Raw genomic sequence first — 12,669 nt, forward strand, 5'->3', positions numbered from 1 at the left:
CAGTTGCCTTGGTTCTAGGAGTGCGTTTCGTTTTGGGAACATATAGTTAACCAAAAGTGTTAATATTCTAGGCCATAAGTAGCTCTGGCTGCGAATCAATGCTGTAATAGACTCTTGGACATGACTCTTGGACATCGCCGCCTGAGTGCTCGTTGTAAATATCGCAGCTTATTTAATAGCTTTATCCCAAAGTATTGTGGTATGTCAAGTAGCTCCAAAATTGATTACTCCATCAATACTATGTATAGTGACTATCCTGCTCAAACTCTTTGTCATCAACTGCTCTAACAATAAGTGCATTTTCAGAAGTTTCTATAAATTCTCAATTGCCCACCGTTCAGCAACTTCTTTATCCGTGAGATTCTAGAGATTTGTCACTATCCAAAACTCTGTCTTGCTATCAGTGGCCTAAAAATGAACAACTTGATATTGATCGTGATTTACTTTCGTTCCCATATGGTTTTTGATGTGGACGACAAATGCTTTCTTTTAGTTTATTGGAGACTTGATTGGCAGCCAGAGCTACCTGTGGCTTAGTATATAAAGCTTTGTTACAGGGTATATAAAGCTTTGTTACAGGATTCAACACTTCTGGCTCTAGAGGCAGGCTGCCTCCCCTTGTGGGTGCGGTCGTTGACAAATTAGCCCCTGCTGCCCATAACACTAAGGCCGTGAGCCATTAGAGTAGTAGTGAACAGGGTTGGGAACAACGACAATGAACGAACTCTTTGCTCTGCTCTTTCTGCTGGGGTTTGGTGGCTGGGGATTTGCTAATAGTGTACGCATTGTTAACCAAGGCAAGATGGCACTGGTGGAGCGCTTGGGAAGCTACCATCGTCGCTTGGAGCCAGGGCTAAACTTGACCTTGCCTCTTATAGAGCGAGTTGTTTTCGAGGAAACGATCCGCGAAAAAGTCCTAGACATCCCGCCGCAGCAGTGTATTACCCGCGACAATGTGACGATTACGGTGGATGCTGTCGTCTATTGGCGGATTATTGACATGGAGCGCGCCTACTACAAGGTGGAAAACTTGACCATGGCAATGACTAACTTGGTGCAAACGCAAATTCGCGCGGAGATAGGCAAGCTCGAACTGGATGAAACATTTACCGCCCGCACTCAAATCAATGAGAACCTCCTGCGCGATTTAGATATTGCCACGGATCCATGGGGGGTGAAAGTTACCCGCGTGGAACTGCGGGATATTGCCCCTTCCCAAGCTGTAAAAGACTCAATGGAATTGCAAATGTCTGCTGAGCGGAAAAGACGCGCTGCGATTCTCACCTCGGAAGGGGAGCGCGAAGCTGCCATCAACTCTGCCCGCGGTAAAGCAGAAGCCCAAGTTTTAACCGCTGAGGCCGAACAAAAAGCAGCCATTCTGGCAGCGGAAGCTCAACAAAAAGTGGTGGTGTTGCGCGCCCAAGCGGAGCGCCAAGATCAGATTTTGCGTGCTCAAGGAACAGCAGAAGCAATGAAAATTATTGCGGCAGCACTGCGAGAGGATCCCCAGGCAAAGGAGGCGCTCCAGTTTCTCCTTGCTCAAGGGTACTTGGATATGGGGCGCACCATTGGCCACAGTAACAGCAGTAAAGTACTATTTATAGATCCCAGTAGTATTCCGGCAACGATTGAGGGTGTGAAATCCCTAATCGAGCAGCCGTCCCGCGAGGTATAGTCCATGGCACAATTTCAGGCACGGGTTTTTGTTACACTACGCCCATCGGTGTTAGACCCTGCAGGGGTAGCGGTACAGGCGGGGATTCATCATCTGGGTTATACAAATGTGCAATCGGTGCGCATTGGCAAAGTAGTGGAACTCAACCTAGAAGCCCGCGATCGCGCCACGGCCGAGGCTCAATTGACCCAGATTGCCGATCAGCTGTTGGCTAATCCGGTGATTGAAACGTTTCGCATTGAGGTGCAGGAGCTGGCAGCCGCCGCAGGATAGGCACAATGTTTAACTGGTGGGATGATTTATTAGCCAGTATCGAGGCAGGCATCAAAGCCGGCATTGAGTCGGGATTCAAGTCCTTAGCGGATACCCTTGCCCCCTTGCTTCAGGTGCCGGAACCCGCAGCCCCCTTCCAACGGGTTGCCCTCTTTCGGGCAGGTGTGGATCAACCAATCGCGGGTTCTGGCTTCAGGGTCGAAGGTACTGCTTGGTGTCTAGAGTCCCACTGGCCGCAGACAATTCCTCTTTTTGAACTACCGGAAGCCCATCTTTTGCTAGAAGTGCCCTCTGCTCAAAAGGGAGATCAACTGCTCCTGTGTCGTGCGTTGGTGAAAACGGGAGCATTGCCCCAGGGTGGGCAATTGTTTCTCAGCCGCAGTCAACCCTTTGGTTGGACATTTTCCCGCACTGTTTCCTTTGTGGGCGATCGCGACTGGCACCTGTGCGAAGTGCCTTTTCACCTTAAAACGGAACCTCGGACCCCCGGCTTGATTAAAATTGGGGTGGAATTTATGGGACGCGGTGTGATCTGGTTACGGGATATTGAGCTGCTCCATGCCCCCGCCAAGTTAAAGCCGATTACTGACGTGATGGATGAACTGCTGTGAGTCGTACCCTAAATGTAGGGATTGTGGTTTTTCCCGGATCGAATTGCGATCGCGATGTGGCCTATGTCACCAGTGAAATTCTGCGGTGGCCGACGCAACTCCTATGGCACGAAGAAACCAATCTGAGCGACTATGACCTGATTGTGCTGCCAGGGGGGTTTAGTTTTGGCGATTATTTGCGCTGTGGGGCGATCGCCCGTTTCTCGCCAATTATGGCTGCTGTTAAAGACCATGCTGCCGCTGGCAAATGGGTGCTAGGTATTTGCAATGGGTTTCAAATTCTTACCGAGGCAAAACTCCTACCCGGCGCCCTGGTGCGCAACCAGCACTTGCACTTTATTTGCGATCGCGTGTATTTGCGCTTAGAAGCCAAGGAACGTCCCTGGCTACAGGCCTATGGCGATAAAACAGTAATCCGTTTGCCCATTGCCCACGGTGAAGGCTGCTACTATGCCGATGTTGCCACCCTTGCAGAATTGGAAGCCAACCGCCAAATCCTCTTTCGCTATGCCGACGCCCAAGGGAATGTCACCCCTGACAGTAATCCCAATGGGTCACTCAACAACATCGCGGGTATTTGTAATCCTGCCGGCAATGTCTTGGGAATGATGCCCCACCCTGAGCGTGCCGCTGACCCTGCCTTGAGCCACTCCCCCAGTGACCACACTTTAGATGGGTTGCAGTTGTTTAAGTCCCTTTTGAATGCAGCCGTTGGCTAGTGATTGTTCCCTGAACCATTGGGCGGTCATGCAGCTTTATCAACTCACGGCAACCGTGAATCTCTACGATGCACCCACAGGCGATCGCCTGGCCAGCCAAGGCGCAGCAGGGCGGTTTCTTTGGGCACCTCCTTTGGGTAGCGAACGTACCTACGTAAAACTTGCAGAGGATGAATACGGGGGTTGGTTAGATCCAAGGGATTACCGCCATCTAATACCCGCCCCTCAACCCTATCAGCCCATTGCCCGCGATCGCGCCTATATTGAAGCTGTCCTTGAAGACGTTATTGCCTTTTGCATTGCGGCACAGCAAATTCCCCATGAGTATCTTTGGGGAGGAACTGTATCCCCCAACTACGACTGCTCTGGCTTAATACAGGCCAGTTTTGCCAGTCAAGGCATTTGGCTGCCGCGGGATGCCTATCAGCAGGAGGCCTTTGCCACACCCCTCGGCGCTGGCTCCATTGAGGCAACCCTACCTCGGCTTCGGCGGGGGGATTTGGTCTTTTTTGGCACACGTGAGAGGGCAACCCACGTAGGCCTTTATTTGGGGGAGGGACAGTACATTCACAGCTCTGGCAAAGAATATGGCCGCAATGGTATCGGCATTGATACCCTTTACCCCAGCGAGGATCTCGTGAGTATTGCCTATCGGCAGCAGTTTCGCGGTGGTGGCCGCATTGAGTATAGCTACATTCCCTTGGGCTAGCGCCCCATTCCCAGTTTTTGCGCTTTTTGATAGACCTTGCCTTCTGTGAGTAGGGAGGGAGCAATAACAATCTCCACCTGCTGCATTTCCCGCAGATCCTTAGCGCCCAGAGTGCCCATGCTGGTTTGCAGTGCCCCCAAAAAGTTGTGGGTGCCATCGTCCAACTGAGCCGGTCCGCGCAGAATCTGTTCAAGGGTACCAGTGGTGCCCACATGGATGCGCGTCCCCCGAGGCAGCACCGGACTAGGAGTAGCCATGCCCCAGTGGTAGCCGCGGCCGGGAGCCTCTTGGGCACGGGCAAAGGGAGAACCCATCATCACTGCATCGGCGCCACAGGCAATACATTTGCAGAGATCCCCCCCGGTGACGAGGCCGCCATCGGCAATTACAGGTACATAGCGCTGTGTTTCTTCAAAGTAGGCGTCCCGTGCCGCAGCACAGTCGGCGATCGCTGTGACTTGAGGCACCCCCACCCCCAGCACTCCACGGGAGGTACAAGCGGCTCCTGGACCAATGCCCACAAGAATTGCTGCGGCTCCGCAGTGCATCAGACTGAGGGCTACCTCATAGGTGACGCAGTTCCCTAAAACCACCGGCATCGGCATCCGTTCACAAAAGGCTGCCAAGTCGAGGGGTTCTGTGCCCTCAGGGGCAAGGTGAGCTGGTGAGACAACGGTGGCTTGCACAAAGAGCAAATCTGCCCCCGCTGCTGCAACAACATCACCAAAACGACTCGCCCCTGCTGGCGTTAGACTGACGGCGGCAATTCCCCCTTGGGATTTGATTTCTTGAATGCGTTTTTCAATGAGGTGGGGCTGAATTGGCTGTGCATACAACTGCTGCATCAGGGGTACAAATTCATCCACACTGACACTGGCAATGCGCTCTAGGATAGGGTCAGGATCCTCGTAACGGGTTTGAATCCCCTCCAGGTTGAGGACACCCAGGGCACCCAGTTGGCTGAGCTTGACAGCCATTGTTACATCCACAACCCCATCCATAGCACTGGCAATAATTGGAATTTCCCGTTCGATATGGGCAATGCGCCAGCGGGTATCCGCCAGTTGGGGATCTAGGGTACGGTTGCCGGGGACAAGGGCAATTTCATCAATACCGTAGGCGCGACGGGCGGTGCGATGTCCCCCGAGTTGAATGGTCATGGTGTTCCTCGCAGTAGGTGGGCTAAATCATCAAGTAGGGTGTCTAAGTTGTTGTAGGCAGTGGAACAAATTTACAAAAATTTACAGCACCTCGACAAGCCATGCCTTGGTGCTAGTTCAAGGGTGGGTTGGGCGATCGCCGTGCAGGGCGCAAGGAGGCCGGACGCGGCGATGTTGGCGATGAACCGGAACGCTGCGGGCGGTGGGGACGGGCTGGCCGTGCCTTGGCTTTTTTTTTGGACTTTTTGAGCTTACGGGGTGGCAGAATACCGACCGTCGTTGCCTCTTGGACGACTAAATTTGTCCCCTGTCGCTGCACCTGAAAGTCCCAAAAGTACCCCGGCGACTTCATAGGTACTGTTCCTGTCAGTTTGAGTTTGAAAGCTTTAGGTTTTTCACCCCGCCGCCGCGGCAACTGTTGAATTTTCACGACCACAAAGTTTTTCTCTTGGGAGTTGAAGATCACTTCGCCCCGTATAGAAAAATAACCGTCATTAACCCCCGGATCTACTGCTGTGGTATTGGCCTGTTGCAGACGCTGCGGTTCCCATACGCCAACAATTTGTAGGTGGAGTTTCACCTCTTTTTTGTCAACGTCACGGGTGCGGGGATAGACTACCCAGAGGTGAGGTTCCTTAAGGTCGAGATATTTTTTGATCAGGTTCATCACCTGCCCCAAGAGGACGGTTTCAATTTCCGTCCCCTCCTCAGTAATCATCACTCCTCGGTTGAACTCCGCCTCCGAGGTGGGCACATAGCGACCTCGTACAACCCCGATCGCCCGATATTGCATTCGTTCACTGGGGGGTGGGATCGGTTGGGGATGGGATAGAACCTTTGCCTGCTGAGGAACAGATTCTTCAGAGGCAACGTCCGGTTTTGGGGTTGGGCTATCCGCTGCGGCCACACCGAGAATTTCTGGGCGAGACTTGGGGGGCGTTGCTAATTCAGAGGAAGGCGTTGGCGGAGTCGCTGGGGACTTCTTGACGCGGGGGCGCTTGGCTGGGGGTTCAGCAGTCATGACAATTCTCGCAAACAGTCTAAATGCCAATTGAGCGACTGCTCAGATGAACAGGCCACGGCAATTCTCAATTGGGGTACTCTCAATTATGCGTTGCTGCTGTGAGCTAAGCAACACTTTTACACATTGCAAAGGTGGTGAGAGTTATGGGCTTGATGCAACACTTTCTGTTTGCACGATCGCCCCAAAATCGCCAATAATTGCCGCACAGTTGCGCAACAAACCAAGGAGCGCTAAACGATTGGCTCGCAGGGTCGCATCCTCTGCCATCACAAGAACACTTTCTTCCCCATCAAAGAAGCGACTGACAATGGGGGCAAGGGTGGTTAAAGCCGCTACAATTTCCCCATAGGCACGCCGGGCTTGGGCTTGTTGCACTGTGGGCAAGAGGTTTTTAAGGGCAGCATAGAATTCCTTTTCAATGGGGGCTTCCAGGTGCTTGGCCTTGACTGCACGAATATTCAGACTATCCGTGCCTAGGGTGCCTTGACGTGCCAAACGAGCCGCCCGGTTGACAGTGGGGTAAATGGCCATGAGTTCACCAGATTGGCGCAATTTTTGCAGAAATTGGGCGCGATCGCGGGCATCAACCACATCCTTGAGGGCACGAGTCTGCAACTCCGGCTGATCCTCTGGAATGACTGCATTCACTAGGTCATACTCAATGCCAAGATCTTCTTGGAGCAAGGTTCGCAGCCGTTGACTAAAAAATTGCCGCAGTTGCTGCTCTAAATCAGTGGCACTGAGCTTGGCGGTAAACTGGCGACAAAAGGTTTGGGCCAATTCATGAAGGAAAGCCAAGAGATTTAGGTGATGTTCTCCCTGCCAGAGGATTGTGATCACCGCATTGGCAGCTCGCCGTAGAGCAAAGGGATCTGACGAACCCGTAGGACACAGGCCAATGCCAAAGAGGCAAACTAAAGTATCCAAGCGATCGGCTAACCCCACCACCTGACCCGTAAGAGTTTGGGGGGGGCGATCGCCAGCAAAACGAGGCAGATAATGTTCAAAAATTCCCGTGGCCACTGCCGGGGCTTCGCCGCCAACTGTGGCATAGACCTGCCCCATGTAGCCCTGCAGCTCAGGAAATTCCCCCACCATTTGGGTCACAAGGTCAGCCTTGCACAGAGAAGCCGTGCGCTCAATCAGTGCCACTTCTTCAGCAGGGCAATTTAATGCCGTTGCCATTTGCCTTGCCAGGGCGGTTATCCGCTCCACCTTGTCCGCCATAGACCCCAGTTCATCTTGGAATGTAACAGTGGCCAGTTTTGCCCGATAGTGCTCTAGGGGCTGTGCCGTATCCGCCCTGTAGAAGAACTCCGCGTCCGCTAGGCGGGCACGAATTACCCGTTCATTGCCGGCACGAATCAAAGGAGTTGCCGCTGGGTCGCCATTACTAATCGTGATGAAAAGCGGCAGCAGGGCTTGGCGCGTCGCATCGGTGTACACGGGAAAATACCGCTGATGGGACACCAAGACGGTGGTAATTACCTCAAGGGGCAAAGCCAGAAATCGCGATTCAAAATTTCCCAAGAGAGCCGTCGGCCATTCCACTAAGTGGGTCACTTCCTCCAAAAGGGGTACCGCCAAATCCACCCATCCCCCCGCCTCCTGGGCAAGGGCGGCAATTTGCTCGCGAATCCGTTGCTGGCGGACTTCTGGATTCACCAAAACCCCCGCCGTTTTCAGGATAGATTCATACTCTTGGGCAAGGTTGAGGGCAATAGTCCCCTGGGAAAGTACGCGATGGCCATAGGTGGTGCGATCGCTGGCAATGCGCACAGAATGGCTCTCCAAAACCAAGGGCAGCACCTGCTCATCCCACAGTAGCACCAGCCAACGAATGGGACGGGAAAAGCGCAAATCCCCATCCCCCCAGCGCATGAAGCGAGCACCCTCAAGGGCAGCAATCCACTGCTGCGCCAACTCAGTCAAGAGTTGGGGGGTGGGTTGACCAGGGCGAACCTGCTTGAGATAGACCACCTCCCCCTTTTCGGTGGCGCGGATTTCGATATCTTCGAGGCGGCCTTGGCGCGATCGCAGGAAACCCAGAAGAGCAGGCGTTGGTTCCCCCTCGCGAAAGGCCGCAGTGGCTGCTGGTCCTTTGATCTCAATGGCTTGATCCGGCTGTTGGGGAGGCAACCCCTCAATCAGCACCGCCAAGCGGCGCGGGGTCGCCCAAACGTTGACGGTTCCTGTGAGTCCCTGTTCCTTCAGGGTTTGCGGAATCAAGGTGTACCACTGGCGCAGCGCACTACTGACAAAGCGGGCGGGGAGATCCTCGGTGCCCACCTCCAAGAGGAACGTATGCGGTGATGACTGGGGCATGGTGACAATGGGCTAGAAAAGGGAGCTACTGCGGGCGGCTTCGGCTTCGTCGGGATGAATACCAAGGCGGGTGAGGTTAATGCGGCCTTTGCTGTCCACCTCACGAATTTTGACGACAATTTCATCGCCAATTTTCACTTCATCTTCGACTTTGCCAACGCGATATTCCGCCAACTGGGAAATATGGATCATCCCTTCTTTGCCGGGGAGAAACTCGACAAAAGCACCAATGGGAATAATCCGCGTTACCCTGCCTAGATAGACATCACCGGCGTTGAGCTTTCGTGTTAAACCCTCAATGGCAGCGCGGGCTTGCTTAGCGTTGGTTTCGTTGGGGGCAGTAATGGTGACCAGACCCTCTTCACTGATGTCCACCTTGACATTGTATTGCTCGGAGATACCACGCACAGTTTTACCCCCCGGCCCAATCACAAGGCCGATCATATCCGGGGAAATTTGCAAAGTCAGCAGCCGTGGCGCACTCGGTGGCAGTTGTGGGCGCGGTTTGTCAAGCACCGCCAACATTTTCTCAAGGATATGGAGCCGTGCCGGACGCGCCTGCTCAATTGCTTGCTTGATCACGGCAATGGGCAAGCCGGTGATTTTCATATCCATTTGCAGGGCGGTGATGCCGCTATCGGTACCGGCCACTTTGAAGTCCATATCGCCAAGGAAGTCTTCAATTCCCTGAATATCGGTGAGGATGCGCACCTCATTGCCTTCCTTGATCAGTCCCATGGCCGCACCACTGACGGGTTTGCGGATCGGTACCCCCGCGTCCATCAAAGAGAGGGTGGAACCACAAACGGATCCCATGGACGTAGAACCATCGGAAGACAGCACCTCCGATACTACGCGGATCACGTAGGGAAATTCCTCCTTGGGTGGAAGAACTGGTTCAAGGGCGCGCTCCGCCAGAGCACCATGACCAATTTCGCGTCGCCCCGGCGATCGCAGGGGCTTGACTTCACCTACGGAGTAGGGGGGAAAGTTGTAGTGGTGCAGATAACGCTTGCTGTCCTCAGGATGTAGATCATCGAGAGCTTGAGCATCGGCAGGAGAACCTAGGGTGGTGACGGACATCACTTGGGTCAAACCGCGATTGAAGAGGGCACTGCCGTGAACTCGCTCTGGGAGAACGCCCACTTCACACCAAATTGGACGCACCTCATCTAGGCGCCGGCCATCAATTCGCACCCCTTCTTCAATAATCTGCTGCCGCATGAGTTTTTTGGTGACGGCCTTAAAGAGGGTGGGCAGGGCTTTTGGATTTGCAGTGGCAGCCACCGCCACGGGGTGATCCTCTGGAAGAGCAGCAATTTCCTGGGCGATCGCCCCTTGCACCTCATCGAGGGCAGCATCGCGGACATTTTTGTCCTTTTCAAAGCGTTTGAGAATAGCTTTGACCGGTTCAACAGCGCAATTGTAGATGAAGTTTTCCAATGTCGGGTCGATCGCGGGTGGCTCAGCTTTGACAATATCAATCCCCAGATCCTGCAGAAGATCTCGCTGCGCTTGAATCAAGTCTTGGATCACTTCATAGCCAAAGTCAATGGCTTCAATCATGTCAGCTTCTGGCAGTTCATTGGCGCCGGCCTCCACCATCACCACGCCATCGGGAGATCCGGCCACGACCAGATCTAAGCCACCGCGCTCAATTTCTTTGTACGTCGGGTTGATAACAAACTCATCCCCCACGAGTCCAACCCGCACCGCCGCCATCGGACCATTAAAGGGAATTTGTGCCAAAAGAACGGCGATCGAAGCTCCTGTTACCGCCAATACATCGGGGGGAACATTTTCATCCAAGGAAACCGTAGTAGCAACCACTTGGAGATCATCCCGCAGCCATTGGGGAAAAAGGGGGCGCAGCGGTCGATCAATGAGGCGACCAATGAGAATGGCTTTTTCTGGAGGGCGGCCCTCACGCCGTAAAAAACCCCCTGGAATCCGCCCAGCAGCATAGAGACGCTCTTCGTAATCCACTACAAGGGGTAAAAAATCAATGCCTTCCCGTGGGGCGGCACGATTTGCTGTCACCAGTACAGCCGTTTCCCCCGAACTAATGAGAAGGGAACCGGCGGCTTGGGGGGCAAATTTTTGCAATACTACTTTAATATCCCGTCCATCTAGGGGGATAATTTTTTCTAGACCCTTCATCTGCGTTCTATTTCGTCCTTCTTTGTATTTCTTTCTCTTTACTAGGATAGCCGCTTCTGCCACTCATCCGCTAAAGTTCAAGGATCAGCCGCGTGCCTCTAAGGACGCCAAGGCTAGGGGTAACCGTCCAACTTTGTGTTAATAAAATTTGGATTAATTCTGCCGATCGCCGGCTGCTGGGGCTGTCCTGTAGTCCCAAATAGAAACTGGCAGAGTGGTGGCTATCTTGACCGAGAACTTTCAGCAGATCATCGGCGTAGTGAATGGCTTTTTCCATCTGGGCTTGCAAGTTAGTCCACAAATCCACATTGCGGAGATTGCTTAGGGTTTCGGCCACCACGTCTTGACGGTGTTGAATTAAGATGGTTTGCGGCTGTAGCTCTGGCGGTAAATCAGCAAAGAAAATGGCCGGTCCATAGCCAATGAGATGAACAGTCTCCATCCATTTCGTTTGCGGCAGCAGCAATTGGCGGACAATGTGACAGGCCAGAGCCGTGATAATCAACCCTTGGCTATGGGCAACAAGATACAATTCAGCCCCCGCTTGTAATCCCTTGACAATTTCATAGGCTAACCGTAAGGTTGGGCGCGGTGCGCCGGCTGGAAAGGCACCGTAAAGATACTGGGCAAAATCTCCCCAGCCCAATTTTTGTAGGAACGATAGGTCAAGGAGTTTTGTTAAGTCAGCGGCACTGTTGATATCAAGGGGACGCTGTTGCAGTGGGCTAGGCTGAGCGATCGCCAGAATATCCGCATCATCGGCAAGATCTTTGCTCACTAGTTGGCTGAGGAGTTTGGCATATTCATAGCGGCGATCTTTGCTGGGGTCTGGGGCTGGCGTTTGCGGCCAAAAACGATAAAGTTCTGCCTTGCCGAGGAAACTTTCCCAGAGATCCGCTTGGAAGCCGTGGGTCTGATTGTGAATGCCGCGAATTTCTAAAGGGTGCGTCGCTGTAAGTTCAGCAAGGCGGTTCAAATCCCGCAGTTGCTTGGCAACATCGCTACCTATCCCATTCACATGGAGTAAACGCCGTCGCAGAGGAGCACCGAGGGATTTCTGCGGCAAAAGAATCGTACCGTCTAGGGTAGAGGTCATAGGGAATTGAGGAATTCTAGTGAGAGACGCTGGCAAAACAGAATAAAAGGCGGCTAAGTTGTGATCATCGTCACAGTCATTCTATCGGGGGATAGGTAATACTAGACAGTGACTCAGTACTATCCGAGTCATCAACAGGGAACACACAACGAGCCGACAGACTGAGTAAGTTTGTCGGTTTTTTTTAGCTAATCGGCGGGAAGCCTTGCGCTCTTGCTGCTCAATATAACGCTTCCACCGCTCCACCATTGGCGATGAAGTAGGACTCCTCCCAAAGCACCGACTTCCCATAGAACTTATTCACCCACAGCCTACAATTAGGGACAGACTTCAGGTTGTCAATGAACTTGGGCAGCGCCAAAACAGGATGTGGACTGAACACTTTGCAACGATATTTTGTGGTCAAAAAAGTGGGCCTAGGACATCGGCTCACTATAAAATACGCAGGTCAAAAGACTGGAAAAGCTCGCCCTCTATACAAAGCATGAGGGTCGGGAGTATGTCACAATTTCAGGCATGCGCCACAAAAAGATCACACTGCGTTTAGATGCTGAACTCTATGGCCAACTGCAACGCTGGCAAGTGCAGCAGGGATATGGTTCCCTTAGTGAGGCAATTCGTAAAATTTTACAACAATCTCTTCAGCCGATGGAGATTGCCTGTCCCACGGTTTTGCAGCGACTGCGTGCCCTAGAAGAGCAAGTGGCGGCTCTTGAACGCCAACTGCGCCCTCCTCAACCCACTATTGAAACACTGACGATCGCGGAGCTGGAGCGGCTGACTCGTTCCCAATTGGTGGCCTTAGCGCGGGAGTTGGGCATTTATAGCTATAAGCTCAATAATCCAGCATTGCGGCAAGCCATTTGGGCAGCGAAACAAGCGATCGATGGGCAGAAGCAGGAATGATATGCTGACGA

At 53.0% G+C, this 12,669-nt stretch carries 11 protein-coding genes; 6 read left to right on the forward strand and 5 right to left on the reverse strand.

Going from position 1 to position 12,669, the window contains the following annotated elements; translation table 11 throughout:
- The first annotated feature begins 715 nt into the window (after positions 1-715).
- The 5 genes from P3X23_RS03330 to P3X23_RS03350 are packed head-to-tail and all read left to right on the forward strand — an operon-like array spanning position 716 to position 3,987.
- Positions 716-1,675 (forward strand): SPFH domain-containing protein, encoded by a 960-nt coding sequence (locus tag P3X23_RS03330; RefSeq protein WP_300873135.1) that lies wholly within the window; start codon positions 716-718, stop codon positions 1,673-1,675.
- A gap of 3 nt (positions 1,676-1,678) precedes the next feature.
- Entirely contained in the window at positions 1,679-1,948 is a 270-nt protein-coding gene (purS, locus tag P3X23_RS03335) for a phosphoribosylformylglycinamidine synthase subunit PurS (protein ID WP_300873137.1), read from the forward strand.
- 5 nt (positions 1,949-1,953) lie between these two features.
- Positions 1,954-2,559: a hypothetical protein gene (locus P3X23_RS03340; protein ID WP_300873139.1), complete on the forward strand. Its 606-nt coding sequence runs from the start codon at positions 1,954-1,956 to the stop codon at positions 2,557-2,559.
- Positions 2,556-3,278: a phosphoribosylformylglycinamidine synthase subunit PurQ gene (purQ, locus tag P3X23_RS03345; RefSeq protein ID WP_300873141.1), complete on the forward strand. Its 723-nt coding sequence runs from the start codon at positions 2,556-2,558 to the stop codon at positions 3,276-3,278. Before P3X23_RS03340 ends, purQ begins: the two co-directional genes overlap by 4 nt.
- Complete coding sequence (locus P3X23_RS03350) at positions 3,271-3,987, forward strand: C40 family peptidase (RefSeq protein WP_300873143.1); 717 nt, start codon at positions 3,271-3,273, stop codon at positions 3,985-3,987. The genes purQ and P3X23_RS03350 overlap by 8 nt, the downstream gene beginning before the upstream one ends.
- Here the strand turns inward: P3X23_RS03350 and P3X23_RS03355 are convergent.
- From P3X23_RS03355 to P3X23_RS03375, 5 genes are all read right to left on the reverse strand, one after another.
- Positions 3,984-5,147: a GuaB3 family IMP dehydrogenase-related protein gene (locus P3X23_RS03355; RefSeq protein ID WP_300873145.1), complete on the reverse strand. Its 1,164-nt coding sequence runs from the start codon at positions 5,145-5,147 to the stop codon at positions 3,984-3,986. The genes P3X23_RS03350 and P3X23_RS03355 overlap by 4 nt on opposite strands.
- A gap of 112 nt (positions 5,148-5,259) precedes the next feature.
- The gene (locus tag P3X23_RS03360) at positions 5,260-6,168 is read right to left on the reverse strand and encodes a hypothetical protein (RefSeq protein WP_300873147.1); all 909 of its coding nucleotides are present in this window, start codon (positions 6,166-6,168) and stop codon (positions 5,260-5,262) included.
- 144 nt (positions 6,169-6,312) lie between these two features.
- Entirely contained in the window at positions 6,313-8,496 is a 2,184-nt protein-coding gene (gene glyS, locus P3X23_RS03365) for a glycine--tRNA ligase subunit beta (RefSeq protein ID WP_300873149.1), read from the reverse strand.
- Between the two features lie 12 nt (positions 8,497-8,508).
- Positions 8,509-10,656 (reverse strand): polyribonucleotide nucleotidyltransferase, encoded by a 2,148-nt coding sequence (locus tag P3X23_RS03370; RefSeq protein ID WP_300873151.1) that lies wholly within the window; start codon positions 10,654-10,656, stop codon positions 8,509-8,511.
- A 70-nt stretch (positions 10,657-10,726) separates the two neighbouring features.
- Positions 10,727-11,752, reverse strand: a complete 1,026-nt coding sequence (locus tag P3X23_RS03375) for a hypothetical protein (protein ID WP_300873153.1) — start codon at positions 11,750-11,752, stop codon at positions 10,727-10,729.
- 516 nt (positions 11,753-12,268) lie between these two features.
- Between P3X23_RS03375 and P3X23_RS03380 the strand changes: the two genes are divergently transcribed.
- Positions 12,269-12,658, forward strand: coding sequence for a hypothetical protein (locus P3X23_RS03380; RefSeq protein WP_300873155.1), 390 nt, complete (start codon positions 12,269-12,271; stop codon positions 12,656-12,658).
- The last annotated feature ends 11 nt before the right edge of the window (positions 12,659-12,669 follow it).

The organism is Thermosynechococcus sp. Uc, assembly GCF_029335995.1.
Classification (GTDB): domain Bacteria; phylum Cyanobacteriota; class Cyanobacteriia; order Thermosynechococcales; family Thermosynechococcaceae; genus Thermosynechococcus.

Excerpts from the sequence above, each read along its gene's own strand:
- purS (WP_300873137.1), top strand. The coding sequence starts at position 1,679 with ATGGCACAATTTCAGGCACGGGTTTTTGTTACACTACGCCCATCGGTG.
- P3X23_RS03380 (WP_300873155.1), top strand. The coding sequence starts at position 12,269 with ATGCGCCACAAAAAGATCACACTGCGTTTAGATGCTGAACTCTATGGC.
- P3X23_RS03360 (WP_300873147.1), bottom strand. The coding sequence starts at position 6,168 with ATGACTGCTGAACCCCCAGCCAAGCGCCCCCGCGTCAAGAAGTCCCCA.
- P3X23_RS03340 (WP_300873139.1), top strand. The coding sequence starts at position 1,954 with ATGTTTAACTGGTGGGATGATTTATTAGCCAGTATCGAGGCAGGCATC.
- glyS (WP_300873149.1), bottom strand. The coding sequence starts at position 8,496 with ATGCCCCAGTCATCACCGCATACGTTCCTCTTGGAGGTGGGCACCGAG.
- P3X23_RS03375 (WP_300873153.1), bottom strand. The coding sequence starts at position 11,752 with ATGACCTCTACCCTAGACGGTACGATTCTTTTGCCGCAGAAATCCCTC.
- P3X23_RS03370 (WP_300873151.1), bottom strand. The coding sequence starts at position 10,656 with ATGAAGGGTCTAGAAAAAATTATCCCCCTAGATGGACGGGATATTAAA.
- P3X23_RS03330 (WP_300873135.1), top strand. The coding sequence starts at position 716 with ATGAACGAACTCTTTGCTCTGCTCTTTCTGCTGGGGTTTGGTGGCTGG.
- P3X23_RS03355 (WP_300873145.1), bottom strand. The coding sequence starts at position 5,147 with ATGACCATTCAACTCGGGGGACATCGCACCGCCCGTCGCGCCTACGGT.